Annotated in this window: 16 protein-coding genes; 11 read left to right on the top strand and 5 right to left on the bottom strand. The window is 64.2% G+C overall.

Going from position 1 to position 14,741, the window contains the following annotated elements:
* Window positions 1-9 precede the first annotated feature (9 nt).
* A complete protein-coding gene (locus BM136_RS13120) occupies window positions 10-300 on the bottom strand; it encodes a DUF2249 domain-containing protein (protein ID WP_004627827.1) in 291 nt (96 codons plus the stop codon).
* A 272-nt stretch (window positions 301-572) separates the two neighbouring features.
* On the opposite strand from BM136_RS13120, the gene nirK reads away from it, so the two are divergent.
* From nirK to BM136_RS13105, 3 genes are read left to right on the top strand one after another with little or no spacing between them, the layout of a single operon-like run.
* Complete coding sequence (gene nirK / locus BM136_RS13115) at window positions 573-2,072, top strand: copper-containing nitrite reductase (RefSeq protein ID WP_092972241.1); 1,500 nt, start codon at window positions 573-575, stop codon at window positions 2,070-2,072.
* Window positions 2,073-2,118: 46 nt separating this feature from the next.
* Window positions 2,119-2,880: a formylglycine-generating enzyme family protein gene (locus BM136_RS13110; RefSeq protein ID WP_254775680.1), complete on the top strand. Its 762-nt coding sequence runs from the start codon at window positions 2,119-2,121 to the stop codon at window positions 2,878-2,880.
* The gene (locus BM136_RS13105; RefSeq protein ID WP_092972239.1) at window positions 2,877-3,461 is read left to right on the top strand and encodes an SCO family protein; all 585 of its coding nucleotides are present in this window, start codon (window positions 2,877-2,879) and stop codon (window positions 3,459-3,461) included. Before BM136_RS13110 ends, BM136_RS13105 begins: the two co-directional genes overlap by 4 nt.
* A gap of 18 nt (window positions 3,462-3,479) precedes the next feature.
* Here the strand turns inward: BM136_RS13105 and BM136_RS13100 are convergent, their stop codons facing one another.
* Together BM136_RS13100 and BM136_RS13095 are read right to left on the bottom strand one after the other, a co-directional pair.
* Window positions 3,480-4,328, bottom strand: a complete 849-nt coding sequence (locus BM136_RS13100; protein ID WP_092972238.1) for a fumarylacetoacetate hydrolase family protein — start codon at window positions 4,326-4,328, stop codon at window positions 3,480-3,482.
* Window positions 4,325-5,107 (bottom strand): GntR family transcriptional regulator, encoded by a 783-nt coding sequence (locus BM136_RS13095; protein ID WP_092972237.1) that lies wholly within the window; start codon window positions 5,105-5,107, stop codon window positions 4,325-4,327. The genes BM136_RS13100 and BM136_RS13095 overlap by 4 nt, the downstream gene beginning before the upstream one ends.
* 216 nt (window positions 5,108-5,323) lie before the next feature.
* On the opposite strand from BM136_RS13095, the gene BM136_RS13090 reads away from it, so the two are divergent.
* The 6 genes from BM136_RS13090 (at window position 5,324) to BM136_RS13065 (ending at window position 11,798) form a co-directional block, all read left to right on the top strand.
* A complete protein-coding gene (locus tag BM136_RS13090) occupies window positions 5,324-6,631 on the top strand; it encodes an MFS transporter (RefSeq protein ID WP_092972236.1) in 1,308 nt (435 codons plus the stop codon).
* 160 nt (window positions 6,632-6,791) lie between these two features.
* Window positions 6,792-7,520, top strand: a complete 729-nt coding sequence (locus tag BM136_RS13085; RefSeq protein WP_092972326.1) for a maleate cis-trans isomerase family protein — start codon at window positions 6,792-6,794, stop codon at window positions 7,518-7,520.
* 21 nt (window positions 7,521-7,541) lie between these two features.
* Window positions 7,542-8,957 (top strand): dihydropyrimidinase, encoded by a 1,416-nt coding sequence (hydA, locus tag BM136_RS13080; protein ID WP_092972235.1) that lies wholly within the window; start codon window positions 7,542-7,544, stop codon window positions 8,955-8,957.
* A 30-nt stretch (window positions 8,958-8,987) separates the two neighbouring features.
* Window positions 8,988-9,725 (top strand): aspartate/glutamate racemase family protein, encoded by a 738-nt coding sequence (locus BM136_RS13075; protein ID WP_092972234.1) that lies wholly within the window; start codon window positions 8,988-8,990, stop codon window positions 9,723-9,725.
* Window positions 9,726-9,813: 88 nt separating this feature from the next.
* Window positions 9,814-10,698 carry a LysR family transcriptional regulator gene (locus BM136_RS13070; RefSeq protein WP_092972233.1) on the top strand — a complete coding sequence of 295 codons (885 nt, stop codon included), beginning with the start codon at window positions 9,814-9,816 and terminating at the stop codon, window positions 10,696-10,698.
* Between the two features lie 146 nt (window positions 10,699-10,844).
* Window positions 10,845-11,798, top strand: a complete 954-nt coding sequence (locus BM136_RS13065; RefSeq protein WP_092972232.1) for an AEC family transporter — start codon at window positions 10,845-10,847, stop codon at window positions 11,796-11,798.
* A gap of 29 nt (window positions 11,799-11,827) precedes the next feature.
* Here BM136_RS13065 and BM136_RS13060 read toward each other — a convergent pair whose 3' ends face one another.
* Both BM136_RS13060 and BM136_RS13055 read right to left on the bottom strand, forming a co-directional pair.
* A complete protein-coding gene (locus BM136_RS13060) occupies window positions 11,828-12,874 on the bottom strand; it encodes an alpha/beta fold hydrolase (RefSeq protein ID WP_092972231.1) in 1,047 nt (348 codons plus the stop codon).
* A 35-nt stretch (window positions 12,875-12,909) separates the two neighbouring features.
* The gene (locus tag BM136_RS13055) at window positions 12,910-13,308 is read right to left on the bottom strand and encodes a cupin domain-containing protein (protein WP_092972230.1); all 399 of its coding nucleotides are present in this window, start codon (window positions 13,306-13,308) and stop codon (window positions 12,910-12,912) included.
* 329 nt (window positions 13,309-13,637) lie between these two features.
* On the opposite strand from BM136_RS13055, the gene BM136_RS13050 reads away from it, so the two are divergent.
* Window positions 13,638-13,889 (top strand): hypothetical protein, encoded by a 252-nt coding sequence (locus tag BM136_RS13050; RefSeq protein ID WP_092972229.1) that lies wholly within the window; start codon window positions 13,638-13,640, stop codon window positions 13,887-13,889.
* 104 nt (window positions 13,890-13,993) lie between these two features.
* Entirely contained in the window at window positions 13,994-14,731 is a 738-nt protein-coding gene (locus tag BM136_RS13045; RefSeq protein WP_254775679.1) for an alpha/beta fold hydrolase, read from the top strand.
* Window positions 14,732-14,741 lie beyond the last annotated feature (10 nt).

Raw genomic sequence — 14,741 nt, 5'->3', positions numbered from 1 at the left:
ATCGGAAATTCAGGCGCCACCACCGCAGCCACCACAGCAGTGGCCGGCGCTGGCGGCAGAGGCCACCTTGGTGATGGCAACGCGCCACGTACCGGGGCCGCGCTCAAGGTAGTCCCAGGAAAACTGTCCCGGGCGCTCGACTTGAAACTGAGACTGCAGCGGGCGCGGATCGTGATCGTTGATCAGCTCCAGGCTCTGGCCGATGCCGAGTTCGCCAAAGGCGGAGAAGATCAGCGGATGGCGCTCGCGCGGCGCCAGCACGCGCAGGTCGAGCTGGATGGTGGAGGCGGACTGTGTCATGGGGATTCCCTCTGTGGGTGTCGCATCAAAAAGATGCATTAAGGATGCAACTATGTTACTGAGGTGAATCTCCGGTCTTATTGATGTATATCAGATGCTTGTTTTATGGGTATCTTGAGGCGGCAAATCACGCCACGACTGGGCTTGTCCGCCATGCAGCAGCGCGGATGTGCCGATCAGGGCCGTTTTTCGTTTGCGCTGTATCAAAGCCCTACTGGCTGCCGGGGCCTAACGTGGAGCGGACGACACCAGACCGATACACGGGAGAAAAAATGAGCCGTCTTCACACCGTCCGCAGCCTGATGCGCGCGGGCCTGATTTCTGTGGCGCTGGGCGCAGTGCTTGCGGGCACTGCGGCGCGCGCCGCCAGCGCCAAGTTGCCGGGTGATTTTGGCCCGCCGCGCGGCGAGCCGATCCACGCCGTCCTCACGAGTCCGCCGCTTGTGCCACCGCCGGTCCACCGGAACTATCCAGCCAAGGTCATCGTGGAGCTGGAAGTGGTCGAGAAGGAAATGCAGATCTCCGAAGGCGTCAGCTACACCTTCTGGACGTTCGGCGGCACCGTTCCCGGCAGCTTCATCCGCGTGCGGCAGGGCGACACGGTGGAGTTCCACCTCAAGAATCACCCGAGCAGCAAGATGCCGCACAACATCGACCTGCACGGCGTGACCGGTCCGGGCGGCGGCGCAGCATCGAGCTTCACCGCACCGGGCCACGAATCGCAGTTCACCTTCAAGGCGCTTAACGAGGGCGTCTACGTCTACCACTGCGCCACCGCGCCCGTGGGCATGCATATCGCCAACGGCATGTACGGCCTGATCCTGGTTGAGCCGCCCGAAGGCCTGCCTAAGGTGGATCACGAGTACTACGTCATGCAGGGCGATTTCTACACGGCCGGCAAGTACCGCGAGAAAGGCCTGCAGCCATTCGACATGGAAAAGGCCATCGACGAACGCCCGAGCTACGTGCTGTTCAATGGTGCCGAAGGTGCGCTCACCGGTGACAAGGCGCTGCACGCCAAGGTGGGTGAAACGGTGCGCATCTTCGTTGGCAACGGCGGGCCCAACCTTGTCTCCAGCTTCCACGTAATTGGCGCCATCTTCGATCAGGTGCGCTACGAGGGCGGCACCAACGTGCAGAAAAACGTGCAGACCACGTTGATCCCGGCGGGTGGCGCGGCGGTTGTGAAGTTCACCGCGCGCGTGCCCGGCAGCTATGTGCTGGTCGACCACTCGATCTTCCGTGCCTTCAACAAGGGCGCCATGGCGATCCTCAAGGTGGATGGCCCGGAGAACAAGCTCGTCTATTCCGGCAAGGAGCTGGATTCGGTGTACCTGGGCGATCGCGCGGCACCCAATATGACCGCCGTCACCAAGGCGACGCAGGCCTCGGTGAGCGGCACCCTGACCGTGCAGGACCAGGTGCAGGCCGGCCGCGCGCTGTTTGCGGGTACCTGCTCGGTGTGCCACCAGGGCAATGGCGCCGGGTTGCCGGGCGTGTTCCCGCCGCTGGCCAAGTCGGATTTCTTGGCAGCAGATCCGAAGCGCGCCATGAACATCGTGCTGCATGGGCTGAACGGCAAGATCAAGGTCAACGGGCAGGAATACGACTCCGTCATGCCGCCGATGACGCAGCTCAATGACGACGAGGTCGCCAACATCCTGACCTACGTGCTCAACAGCTGGGACAACCCCGGCGGCCGCGTGAGCGCGGACGACGTGAAGAAGGTGCGTGCCCAGCCGGCGCCCGCCAAGGCCGTGGCCGAACATTGACCGGATCCGCACGACCATGAGCCGCCTGACCTTGCTCCTTGCTGCCATGTTGATGGCGCTGGCTGGCGCCGCTGCGCAGGGCGCCACCTATGTGCGGCTGCCCGGCGGCGACTTCGACAGCGTGCTGCCCCAGAACGCACCGGGGCAGACGCAGCGGGTGCGCATCGAGCCGTTTGAGTTGCGCACCACGCCGGTCACCATCGGCGAGTTCCAGACCTTCGTACAACGTCACGAGGCCTGGCAGCGCGGCCGTGTACCGCAGGTCTTTGCCGGCAAGGCCTACCTTGCCGACTGGGCCGATACGACGCACGCCGATGCGCAAGCCTCGCCGCAAGCGCCGGTGACCGGCGTGAGCTGGTTTGCTGCCCGTGCCTATTGCGAAAGCGAAGGCGCGCGCCTGCCGACCTGGCTTGAATGGGAATCCGCCGCTGCCGCCGACGCAACACGTGCAGACGCCCGCGACGACCCGCAATGGGCGCAACGCATTCTCGGCTGGTACGAACGGCCCGCCACGCGTGTGTTGCCACCCGTTGGCGGTCCAGCGGATGTCCATGGCGTGCGCGATCTGCACGGCCTGATCTGGGAATGGGTCGACGATTTCAACGCACTGTTCATTGCCGGGGACAGCCGCACGCAGGGCGACCCCGACAAACAGAAGTTTTGCGGCGCCGGTGCCATCAGCATCGTGCGCCGCGACAGCTACGCCGTGCTGATGCGCGTGGCGTTGCTGTCATCACTTGAGGGCGCCGACGCCACGGGAAGCCTTGGCTTTCGCTGCGCCCGATCCATCAATGGAGAACGTCCATGACGCTTCTTAAGCAACTTTGCCGCGCCTTCGTGGCGCTCCTGCTCGCAGGTGCCGCCGCAGGCGCGCTTGCCGCCGGGCCCGTCGCTTCAGGCTCGCTGTATCAATCTGATGTGGCGTTGACCGACCAGAACGGCCGCGTCTTTCACCTGGCAGACCTACGCGGCGAGCCGGTACTCGTGAGCATGTTCTATTCGTCGTGCCAGATGGTCTGCCCGATGATCTTCGAGACCATTCGCGCCACACTGGCTAAGGGCGGTAAGCCCGCGCACGACGGCGTGCGTGTCCTGATGGTGACGGTCGACCCCGAGCGCGATTCCGTTGCGGCGCTCAAGAAGACGGCCAGCGCGCATGGCGCCGACGACCGCTGGCAAGTCGCCCGCGCAAACGCCAGCGGCACGCGCGAGGTGGCGGCGCTACTGGGCGTGCAATACCGGCGCCTGGCAGATGGCGATTTCAACCACTCAAGCACGATCCTGCTGCTGGACGCAGAAGGGCGCATCACTGCGCGCACTAATACGCTAGGCGCGGTCGATCCGAAGCTGGTGGACGCGATGCGCAAGCTGGTGGCGGCACAGCGCTAAGCGTGCCGCGCCGCTTGTCTAGGCTTTGGTGTAGGCGGCGACCGTCTGTGTCTGCACGCCAAGGCCGTCGATACCCAGGCGCATGGTGTCACCGGCCTTGAGATAGCGCGGGGGCTTGGCGCCCATGCCGACGCCGGGCGGCGTGCCGGTGCAAATCAGGTCGCCTGGGCGCAACGTCATGAAGCGGCTGACGTAGCTCACCAGATGGGCTACGCCAAACACCATGGTCGCCGTGTTGCCCCGCTGCGCACGCTCGCCGTTGACGTCGAGCCACAGGCCAAGCGCCTGCGGGTCGGGCACTTCGTCACGCGTGACCAGCCACGGGCCGACGGGGCAGAAGGTGTCGCAGCCCTTGCCCTTGTCCCACGTGCCGCCGCGCTCAAGCTGGAACTCGCGTTCCGACACATCGTTCACCACGCAATAACCGGCAACGTGCGAGAGCGCTTCTTCGCGGGAAACATCGCTCGCCGTCTTGCCGATCACCACGCCGAGTTCAACCTCCCAGTCGGTCTTTTCAGAGCCGCGCGGCAGCATGACGGCATCGTTGGGGCCGTTCAAAGCGCTGTTGGCTTTAAGAAAGAGGATGGGCTCAGCAGGAGGCGGCAAGCCGGCCTCGGCTGCGTGGTCGGCATAGTTCAAACCGATCGCGATGATCTTGCCGATGCCGGTCCATGGCACACCAAAACGGGTATCCGGCATCACGGGCAAGGCGGCGATGTCGACGCCTGCGAGTTGTGCGAGCGCGGCATCGGACAACTGCTGCGGGCCCAGTTCGCTGACCACGCCTGACAGGTCGCGCACGCGGCCTTGCGTATCGATCAAGCAAGGGCGTTCTGCGCCGGGTGCTCCTACGCGTACGAGTTTCATCGCACGCCTTTCGTGGAGGCTTCCTTGGTCGATCGGGTAGGGCGTCCGGCCTCGGCCAGGCTGCTTGCCACGACGCTCAGCACTTCCTTGGCTGTGTTCTCCGAGTGCAGGCGCAGCACCTGTGCCAGGCGCGGGCGCCCGGGCTCGCGAAGAGCGGCCATGATGGCTTCGTGTTCTTCGTGCGACTCCTGCCAGCGCAGCGTGTCGGCGTTGGCCGCGCCGCGCGCGCGGTGCACCTTGCTCATCAACGTCGCGTAAATGCCGGCCAGCACTGGGTTGGCCGTGCCATCAATGATGAGCTGGTGAATTTCCTGGTTGATGCGGAAGTACTCGGTACGCCTGCCCGCCGCGTGCGCGTCAAGCATCGCCTGGTGCTTGCGTTCCAGGCGCGCCAGAGCCACCTCTGACAGCCGGGCCGCTGCCAGTTCTCCAGCCGTGAATTCCAGCCCATGCAGCGTTTCGAAGGTGGCGCGCAGTTCATCCAGATCGAGCGGTGCTACGCGGTAGCCGATGTACTGCCGATGCAGCACCAGCCCCTCGGCCACCAGCACCTTGAGCGCCTCACGCAGCGGCGTCTTGGAGACATCGAACATTTCACAGAAGGCACGCTCGTCGATGCGGGCGCCGGGCGGCAGTTCGCCTTCTTCGATGAGGGTGCGCAGGCGCGAAGCGATTTCGGCCGACATGCCGAGCGTGCGCAGGCGAGGGGATTGAAGCAGCGGTTGGGTCACAGACGTCACCAGAATGGGGAAGATGCACCACAAAAGGCTATCACACACCGAGATTGTGCTTTTTGTAGTCAATAAAATCAACAACTTACAGATGTTGTAATTACAGATTACGTATCCTATACTCGGCCACGTTGCGCAACACAAACCAATCAAATCGACTCAGGAGGTCGTTTCGGTGGGCGGAGTTGGGGCGGATCGGCGTCAAGTCCGGCCCCCAAGCCCGTTTTCCGAAACGACTTCCTGAGCTACCAGGAGACACGCGTAATGGAAACCGCAAGCCCGGCCCCGGCCATGGCGCTAACGGAGACGAAGAGCTCTGTGCGCTGGAAGATTTTCTTGATGATGTTGATGCTGATTTCCATCAACTACGTCGACCGCGCATCGTTGTCAGTCGCGATGCCGTTGATCGCGAAGGAATTCAACATCGGCCCGGCGGTGCAAGGCTTACTGCTGAGTTCGTTCTTTCTGACGTACGCGCTCATGCAGATTCCGGGCGGCATGCTGGCCGACCGCTTTGGGCCGCGCGTGGTAATTGCCGGCGCAACGCTGGGCTGGGGTTTCTTCCAATCCATTGCAGCACTATGTACCGGTTGGGTGCCGCTGCTCGTCACGCGTCTGGGGCTGGGTGCGGCCGAGGCGCCCATCTACCCCGCCGGCGGCAAGCTCAACGCCATCTGGATGACGCAGAACGAACGCGGTCGCGGTGCCACACTGCTCGACGGTGGCGCGCCGCTGGGCGCGGCACTGGGCGCACTCATCATCGCTGGGCTGATCGCCGAATTCGATTCGTGGCGCACGTCGTTCGTGGTGGCCGGTATCGGGACGATGGTGGCCGGCCTCTTCTCGTGGTGGTACATCCGCAACCACCCGCGCGAGCATCCGTCCGTCAATGAGGCTGAAGCCGCCTACATTGAAGAGGCACACGCCGCCGACCAGGCTGCCGAGCCGGCCGCCGTCAGCGGCAACGTGCTGGACTTCTTCAAGTACCGCTCGGTGTGGGGCATGTTCTTCGGCTGGATGTGCTTCAACGCATTGTTCTACGGTCTCCTGACCTGGATGCCGACCTATCTGTCGAAGGTGCACGGGCTGGACATCAAGGAGATGGGCGGCGCCGTGTTCACCATGTTCTTCTCCGGCTTCGTGGGCGAGATGGTGGGCGGCTGGATTGCGGACAAATGGATCGCCACCGGGGCATCGCGAGCCCGGGTGCTGCGCACGCTGTTTGGCATCGCTTCGGTACTGGCCACGATCGCCATCTACACGGTGGCCCGCTTCAAGGACCCGGTGGTTGTGGTGGCACTGTTGTCGACCACGCTGTTCTTCCTGCGCTGGTGCGGCCTGTTCTGGTGCATTCCGTCGATCCTGGGAACGCGCAAGCGTGTGGGTTTCCTGGGCGGCACGATGAATCTGGGCGGCAACTTCGCCGGGGTTGGCATGCCGATCATCGTCGGCCTGATCGTGCAGACGACCGGTTCGTACGACATGGCGCTGATCCTGTTTGCCGCCGCCGGTGCGGGCCTCTTCATCTGCTCGACGCTGCTGATCGACTACAGCAAGAAGCTGCCGGTCTGAGGCGCGATGAACTGGCGTAAGCCAATGCCACTTGCGGTTGCGGCGCGGCGTTTGCTTCTGATTTCTGACCACAAGCTGCAACCGTACGCATCAACATAAAAAGCACGCCCCGATGCCCACGCTCGCGTGCGGCGGGGCGCAAACCACGAAGAAGACTCCCATGACAAAACGCATCAAGCTCGGCATGCTCACCCCATCTTCCAACACGGCGCTGGAACCCATTACCAGCGCCATGGTGAGCGGCCTGCCCAATGTGAGCGCGCATTTCTCGCGTTTTACCGTGACGGAAATTTCTCTGCGCGACCAGGCGCTTGGGCAGTTCGATCTGGAGAAGATCCTGAACGCCGCCAAGTTGCTGGCCGACGCGCATGTCGACGTGATTGCCTGGAACGGCACGTCGTCCGGCTGGCTCGGCTTTGAGAAAGACGAGGCGCTGTGCCGCCAGATCACGGAAGCCACCGGCATTCCGGCCACCACGTCAGTATTGGCGCTCAACGAGATTCTGGCCAAAACCGGCGCGCGCGATTTCGCCCTCGTTACGCCGTATCTGGATGACGTGCAGCAGCGCATCGTGCAGAACTACGCGCGCCACGGTTTCAAGTGCGTGGCTGAGCGCCATCTGGACTTGCACGTCAACCACAGCTTTGCAGACGTGGAAGAAGACACCATCCGCACGCTGGTGCGCGACGTTGCGCAGCAAAAGCCGGCCGCCATCACCACGTTCTGCACGAACCTGCGCGCTGCCCACCTGGTTGAAGCGCTGGAAGCGGAAACGGGCATTCCCGTGTACGACACCATCTCGACCGTCGTGTGGAAATCACTGCGGCTGTCGGGCGTCGACACGCGCGAGCTGCGTGGATGGGGCCGCCTGTTCTCGGACGTCGCTTAACGGAATGAAGGAGCGCTAAGCATGTCCACGGAACTCGACCTGGTGATCCGCAATGCGGATGTGGTGACCGCATCCGATCGCTTTACCTGCGACATCGGTGTGCGCGATGGCCGCATCGCCGTGCTCGGCCACGGCTTGCCACGCGGCGCGCGAGAGATGGATGCCAGCGGCCTTCTGGCACTGCCCGGCGGTGTTGACGGTCATTGTCATCTCGACCAGCCCATGCCCGACGGCATGCGCATGGCCGACGACTTCTTCACCGGCACGCGCGCGGCCATCTGCGGCGGCACGACAACGGTGATCCCGTTTGCCGCGCAAGAGAAGGGTGGCTCGCTGAAGGCGGCGGTGGCCGATTACCACCGGCGCGCTGAGGGCCGCGCGGTGGCCGATTATGGCTTTCATCTGATCGTGGCCGACCCCACGCCCGACGTGCTGAAGCACGAACTGCCGGAGTTGATTCGCCAGGGCTACACCTCGTTCAAGGTCTACATGACCTATGACGACCTGAAGCTGTCCGACCGCGAAATGCTGGACGTGCTGGACGTGGCCAAGCAGAACAACGCCCTGGTGATGGTGCATGCGGAAAACGCAGACTGCATTTCCTGGCTGACGGAGAAACTGGTCGGCGAGGGCCGCATCTCGCCGCGCTTCCATGGCCTGTCACGCCCGGCTGCCGTGGAGCGTGAAGCCACGCACCGTGCCATCACATTTGCCGAGCTGGTGGACGTGCCGATCCTGATCGTGCATGTCTCCGGCAAGGAAGCCATCGAGCAGATTCGCTGGGCGCAAAGCCGTGGCTTGCAGATCCTGGCCGAGACTTGTCCGCAGTACCTCTATCTGACCGCCGAAGACATGGGCCTGCAAGGTGACGATGGCTACGAAGGTGCCAAGTGCGTCTGCAGCCCGCCACCGCGCGATCCGGAGAACCAGGCAGCCGTATGGCGCGCGCTTGCAGGGGGCGTGTTCAGCGTGTTCTCTTCCGACCATGCGCCGTTCAACTATGACGACCCGGAAGGCAAGAAGCTTGGCGGTCAGGCGCAACCGTTCGACCATATTCCCAACGGCGTACCCGGTATCGAGACGCGGTTGCCGCTGCTGTTTGATGGCATTGCGCGCGGCAAGCTGTCGCTGCATCAGTTTGTGGAGCTGACGTCGTATCGCCCGGCACGGTTGTACGGCTTGTACCCCCGCAAGGGCACGATCGCCGTGGGGGCCGATGCCGACATCACGCTGTGGGATCCGGAGCGCCGCGTGCGCATCACCAACGATGCGCTGCATCACGCGGTCGACTACACGCCTTATGAAGGCATTGAAGTGACTGGCTGGCCGGTGCATTGCTTTTCGCGCGGCGAGATGCTGGTCGAAAACGGCAAGTACCTCGAACCGGCACCGGGGCGCGGGCAATTCCTGCCGGCGGGCGCGCCGTCGCTGGTTTGACGTTTCTGGTTGGGTTCTCAAAATTTCATCATGCGTATTCTGGTCGTCAATCCCAATATCTCCGAGAGCGTGACGGAGTTGATCCATGCCGAGGCGCGTCGCTCCGTGTCACCCGGCACCACGCTCACGATGGCGACGGCGCCATTTGGTGTGGCCTATATCGAAACGCGCTTCGAAGCACTCGTGGGCGGCTATGCCACTGCGTGCGTCGTCGCCGAACATGATGGTCAATTCGATGGCGTGGTCGTGGCGGCGTTTGGGGACCCGGGCCTCGCCGGCATCAAGGAGCTGTGCAATGTGCCGGTGGTCGGCATGACCGAAGCGGCGCTGGCCAGCGCCTGCCTGCTCGGCCAGCGCTTTTCGATCATTGCCATTTCGAATCGTATCCAGGCGTGGTACCGCGAGTGCGTGGCTGCCAATGGGCTGTCGTCTCGGCTGGCGAGCGTGCGCTCTTTGCAGCAGCCGCTACGCGACATCGGCAGCGTGCAGGAAGACCATGCGGCACGGCTGGAGGAACTTAGCCTGCAGGCGGTGCGTGAAGACGGCGCTGACGTGATCATCGTGGCTGGCGCACCGCTTGCCGGCCTGGCCCGTACACTCAAAGACCGCATTCCCGTGCCGGTGGTGGACGGCGTCTCCAGCGCCATCCGCCATTGCGAGAGTCTGATTGCGCTTGCCCCGAACGGAGCGGCGGAAGGCAGCTTTGCGCGTCCGCCGCACAAGCCAAACCGCGGGTTGCCTCCCGCGCTGGCTGCCATGCTGACGTAAGCGGTTCGGCTGACTGCCCTGAGGGGCGCGCCGGTGTGGCCAGAGGGTACGATGCGCTATCTGCACCTGATCGAACTTCGTATCCGCCATGTCTCTCCGCGCCTTGAGAACGCTCGTTGCCATCGCCCGCCACCGCACGTTTGCGCGTGCCGGCGAGGCCATCGGGCTCACGCAGTCGGCCGTCAGCCTGCAGGTCAAATCGCTGGAAGAGGAGTTCAACGTCCGCCTGTTCGACCGCTCACGGCGCGAGCCCGCGCTGACAGAGGCAGGTCGCATCGTGCTCGCCCAGGCCGAACAGATCCTCGCGCTGTATGACCGCATTCCCGACGCACTGAGCGATGAGCGGGCGCTGGTCGGGCGCTTGCGCATCGGCGCCATCCAGACTGCGCTATCGGGGCCGCTGCCCAACGCGCTGCTGGCACTGCGGACGGCGCATCCGGGCCTGCGCGTGCACGTGGCCGCCGGCATGTCGGCCGAGCTTGCACAGCGTGTAGCCGACGGCGAACTGGACGCCGCAATTACCTCGCACCCCGTGCGGCCGCATCCGGCGGAACTGGTGTGGTCGACGCTCTATGAAGACCGCTTCTGGCTGCTCGCTCCCGCGCAATACGCCGAGCGTGATGCGCGTGCGCTGCTGACCGAGCTGCCGTTTATCCGCTTTGACGCGCAGGCCTGGGCCGGCCGCATGATCGCTTCGGAACTGCGGCGCCTGGGCGTGCGGGTGCGCGAAGAGATGGTGCTCGACAACAAGGACACGATTGTGCGCATGGTGGCAAGCGGACTGGGCGCCGCCGTGGTGGCGCTATCCGACTCCGAGCTGACGCAATTGCCGCCCATCGCCCGGCTGGCGTTCGGCCAACCGCAATTGCATCGCGCGGTGGTGCTGCTTGAACACCAATCGCGGACTGCACAGCGCTTTACCCAGGCATTGGCCGATGCCGTGGTCGCTTCTGCAATGAGAATTTCTCATTGATCGCCAGATAAATAACAATTATTGCTGCTGTGACTGCGTGATAGCTTGACGGTGTTCCTGTTTCTCGCCGAGCACCTCATGCCGTTCCGCACGTTCCTCTGCCTCTCGCCCGCATTGCGGGCACGCCACGATGCAGGAGCACGGCCATGACTGCCGCAATCCTGCTCGCTCTCGCGCCGGTTGCGTTTCTGGTGGCGCTCGGCCATTGGCTCAAGCGCTCCGCTTTCCTCGCCGAAACCTTCTGGCCGCAGGCCGAGCGGCTCTGCTACTACGTCCTGTTACCGGCGTTGTTCATGCATGGACTGGCCACGGCGCACATGCAGTCTTTGCCCGTGTTGCCGCTGGTGCTGACGTTGATTGGCGCGACATTGCTCGTGGCTGTTGCGCTAATGCTGGCCCGGCCGTGGATGCAAGTGGATGGCGCGGCGTTCACCTCGGTGTTTCAAGGGGCGGTGCGGTTCAACAACTACGTAGGCGTGTCGCTCGCCACGGGCATCTTCGGTGCCAAGGGGATTGCGCTGGCGGCCGTCTGCAACGCGGCGATTGTGCCGACAGTCAATCTGTTGTGCGTGCTGGTCTTCGCTCGCTATGGCTCGGTGCGGCTCAGTGGGCGTGCACTGGTTCGCCAGATCGTGACGAATCCGCCGGTGGTGGCTTGCACGCTGGGCATTGCCATGCAGGCGCTGGGGCTGCAGATGCCTGCGGCGATTGAGCCGGCGGTGCGTGCGCTCGGGGTGGCGTCCATGCCGCTGGGTCTGCTGTGCGTGGGCGCTGCGCTCAACTTCAGCGGCGTGCGTTCGTGGGCGCAGCCGGTGCTGGTGTCGTCGGTCATCAAGTTCCTGGCCATGCCCGTGTTGACGCTCGCCCTTGGCCACGCGCTCGGCCTGACCGATGCTGCGTTGATCGTGGCGCTGCTGTTTCAGGCGCTGCCCACGGCATCCTCGTCGTACATCATGGCGCGTCAACTTGGCGGTGACGCGCCGCTCATGGCCGGCATCACCGCCGCGCAGACAGTGATGGCCGCAGCGGCCATGCCGGCCGTGATGACGCTGCTGGCGCTCACACGTGGATTGCCTCAAGGGTTGCTCTCGGCGCTGTGAACCCCACATGCGTCGGTCGCCTCGATGCGCTACAGGCTCACGACATCCAGCATCGCTTGCACAAACGCCTTCGGCGCTTCCTGGGGCAAGTTGTGCCCGATGCCGCCACCGATGTTCCGGTGCTGGTACTTGCCCGTGAACTTCTTCGCATAGGCTGACGGCTCAGGGTGCGGTGCGCCGTTGGCATCGCCCTCCATGGTGATGGTGGGCACCGTGATGGCCGGCGCGGTGGCCAGGCGCTGCTCCAGCGCGTCGTACTTCGATTCGCCCTGCGCCAGGCCCAGGCGCCAGCGGTAGTTGTGGATGACGACGGCGACGTGATCGGGGTTGTCGAATGCGGCGGCGCTGCGGTCGTACGTGACGTCGTCAAACTTCCACGTGGGCGAAGCGAGCTTCCAGATCAGCCGGTTGAACTCCTTGCAGTTGGCGGCGTAACCCTGCGCGCCACGCTCCGTCGTGAAATAGAACTGGTACCACCACGCAAATTCCGCGGCCGGCGGCAACGGCTTGCGGTTCGCCTCCTGGCTGCCGATCAGGTAGCCGCTAACGGACACCAGCGTCTTGCAGCGTTCCGGCCACAGCGCCGCGATGATGTCCGCCGTGCGCGCGCCCCAGTCGTATCCGCCAAAGTGCGCCTGCTTGATCTTCAATGCGTCCATGAACGCGATGATGTCGACGGCCAGCGCGGCCTGCTGGCCGTTGCGCGGCGTGTCCGCCGAGCGGATGCGCGTCGAGCCATAGCCGCGCAGATACGGCACCAGCACGCGATAGCCTGCCGCCGCCAGCGAGGGCGCCACCTCTGCATAGCTGTAGATGTCATACGGCCAGCCGTGCAGCAGGATCATCACGGGACCGTCCTTCGGTCCAAGGTCTGCGTAGCCGATGTTGAGCACGCCGGCATCGATCTGTTGCAGCGTGCCGAACGGGTTGGCTTGGCCAGCCAGCAGCGCGCTTGCATTGGGGGACGGTGCCGGTTGCGCATGCACAAGTTCGGCCAGCCCGAGATCGAGCACGCCAATGCTGGCGATGGTGGTGCCCAGAAGGCGGCGACGGCGAAGGTTGACGGGGTTCGACATGGGAGTTCTCTCTTTTGGGTGGATGGGGCAGGGGATTAGTGAACGAGCTTGACCAGCGGCTCACCGGACTTCACGACATACGTGGCCAGTTCCGATGCCTTGCCGCTGCCAACGTTTCTTGCTGAGTGCGCAACGCCGGCCGGAATGAACAGCGAATCGCCGGTCTGCAGCGTCACGGGGGGCTGGCCATCCAGCCGGTATTCGATCGTGCCTTGCAGGACGTGGGCGATTTCCTCGCCGGGGTGGACATGCGCGGGGGCGAATGCACGCTCATCGAAATCCACGCGCACTTGCAGGGTTTCGCGGCCTGGCACGCTCAGGTCGTGGTGGACGAGGTCGGTCCGATGCAGGCCTGCGGCTTGCGCAAACGCGTTGTGCGCGCCCAGGGCGCCTGCCAGTACGAGCAACGTTGCGGTCAATCGGGTCGGTTGCATGAGGGCTCCAGTGATCAAGGATGGATGACGAGGCCGGGTCTTGCTCACCTCGTTTCCAGCATTGGGCGCCTGCGATGTATCCGGTCGGTTTCACGATGCCGCCGATTTGTATTGCTTTGTAGCAACGGGCACCGATGGACGGCGTTTTGTATGCGTTTGTATCCGGCGGCAGCTCCGGTACATGCCCAGACAAAACGGGCAACACATCGCTACGTGCCGGATACGTCAGGCGACTTAAATGCATTCCGTGGCCAAGACGCCGGGCCAACGCAACGCAAAGCACCGGCAGGCCGCGCAATCCCAAACCAACCGTTCAAAGGAAAACGATCATGACCCGCAATCTCGCCAAGACCCTCGCTGTTGTTGCTCTCGCTGTGGCCGCCGCCGGCGCGCAAGCTGCTTCATCCGTCGGTGCACGCGACCCGTACACCGAAGGCGCCCGCGCGGTGCAAAGCGCGGTGGACGCCTACACGGAGGGCGCGCGTTCGTCGGATATCTATACAGACGGTGCCCGCGCCACCGACGTCTATACCGATGGTGCCCGCAGCGCGAACCCGTACTACGACGGTGCACACGCCTGAAGCGGCAGCCTCGCACCCCCCCATCCCCCTGAGAACCGAACAGATAGCAAGGACCCAACATGTTCAACCGCAAAGCCGTCTCCATCGCAGCGCTGGCACTTGGCATGGCCGCCAGTGCGCCCCTCTTTGCCGCTACGGCGGCCGATGCCAATCAACCTTCCGTCGTGATCGTGCACGGCGCCTTTGCCGATGGGTCCGACTGGGCCAAGGTGATCCCGCTGCTGCAGGCCAAGGGCGTGAAGGTGCAGGCGGTGCAGAACGGACTGAACTCGCTGGCCGACGATGTGGCTGCAACGCGCCGCGCCATTGGCAATCAGGCCGGCAAGGTCGTGCTGGTGGGGCATTCGTGGGGCGGTACAGTCATCACCGAAGCCGGTGCGGACAGCAAGGTTGCCGGGCTGGTGTACGTGGCCGCCTTCGCGCCGGATGCCGGCCAGTCGACGGAAGAGGTGGGCAAGGACTACGCGCCCGCGCCCGGTATCGGCAAGCTGGTGGCCGATCCCAACGGCTATCTGTCACTGCCCCCAGCAGCGCTGGCCAGCGACTTTGCGCAGGATGTGCCCGCTGCCCAGGCGCGCGTGATGGCCGCCACGCAAGGGCCCATCAAGGCGACGGCATTTGGCGATCGCACGACGGTGGCGGCATGGCAGAGCAAGCCTTCGTGGTTCATCGTCAGCGCGCACGACCGGATGATCCAGCCCGACCTGGAGCGGGCCATGGCCAGGAAGATTGGCGCCAAGGTGACGACGCTGCCGACGAGCCACGTGCCGCAGCAGTCGCGGCCGCAGGATGTGGCCAAGGTGATTCTCGATGCGGTGCACGCGGTTGAGGCGCGCAACTGAGGCGGGGCGT

It is taken from the genome of Ralstonia sp. NFACC01 (assembly GCF_900115545.1).
GTDB classification, from domain to species: Bacteria; Pseudomonadota; Gammaproteobacteria; order Burkholderiales; family Burkholderiaceae; genus Ralstonia; species Ralstonia mojiangensis.
The sequence above is the reverse complement of the archived record's forward strand: the minus strand, read 5'-3'. Positions and strand labels throughout refer to the sequence as shown.

Excerpts from the sequence above, each read along its gene's own strand:
- BM136_RS13120 (WP_004627827.1), bottom strand. The coding sequence starts at position 300 with ATGACACAGTCCGCCTCCACCATCCAGCTCGACCTGCGCGTGCTGGCG.
- nirK (WP_092972241.1), top strand. The coding sequence starts at position 573 with ATGAGCCGTCTTCACACCGTCCGCAGCCTGATGCGCGCGGGCCTGATT.
- BM136_RS13110 (WP_254775680.1), top strand. The coding sequence starts at position 2,119 with ATGTTGATGGCGCTGGCTGGCGCCGCTGCGCAGGGCGCCACCTATGTG.
- BM136_RS13105 (WP_092972239.1), top strand. The coding sequence starts at position 2,877 with ATGACGCTTCTTAAGCAACTTTGCCGCGCCTTCGTGGCGCTCCTGCTC.
- BM136_RS13100 (WP_092972238.1), bottom strand. The coding sequence starts at position 4,328 with ATGAAACTCGTACGCGTAGGAGCACCCGGCGCAGAACGCCCTTGCTTG.
- BM136_RS13090 (WP_092972236.1), top strand. The coding sequence starts at position 5,324 with ATGGAAACCGCAAGCCCGGCCCCGGCCATGGCGCTAACGGAGACGAAG.
- BM136_RS13085 (WP_092972326.1), top strand. The coding sequence starts at position 6,792 with ATGACAAAACGCATCAAGCTCGGCATGCTCACCCCATCTTCCAACACG.
- hydA (WP_092972235.1), top strand. The coding sequence starts at position 7,542 with ATGTCCACGGAACTCGACCTGGTGATCCGCAATGCGGATGTGGTGACC.
- BM136_RS13075 (WP_092972234.1), top strand. The coding sequence starts at position 8,988 with ATGCGTATTCTGGTCGTCAATCCCAATATCTCCGAGAGCGTGACGGAG.
- BM136_RS13070 (WP_092972233.1), top strand. The coding sequence starts at position 9,814 with ATGTCTCTCCGCGCCTTGAGAACGCTCGTTGCCATCGCCCGCCACCGC.
- BM136_RS13065 (WP_092972232.1), top strand. The coding sequence starts at position 10,845 with ATGACTGCCGCAATCCTGCTCGCTCTCGCGCCGGTTGCGTTTCTGGTG.
- BM136_RS13060 (WP_092972231.1), bottom strand. The coding sequence starts at position 12,874 with ATGTCGAACCCCGTCAACCTTCGCCGTCGCCGCCTTCTGGGCACCACC.
- BM136_RS13055 (WP_092972230.1), bottom strand. The coding sequence starts at position 13,308 with ATGCAACCGACCCGATTGACCGCAACGTTGCTCGTACTGGCAGGCGCC.
- BM136_RS13050 (WP_092972229.1), top strand. The coding sequence starts at position 13,638 with ATGACCCGCAATCTCGCCAAGACCCTCGCTGTTGTTGCTCTCGCTGTG.
- BM136_RS13045 (WP_254775679.1), top strand. The coding sequence starts at position 13,994 with ATGGCCGCCAGTGCGCCCCTCTTTGCCGCTACGGCGGCCGATGCCAAT.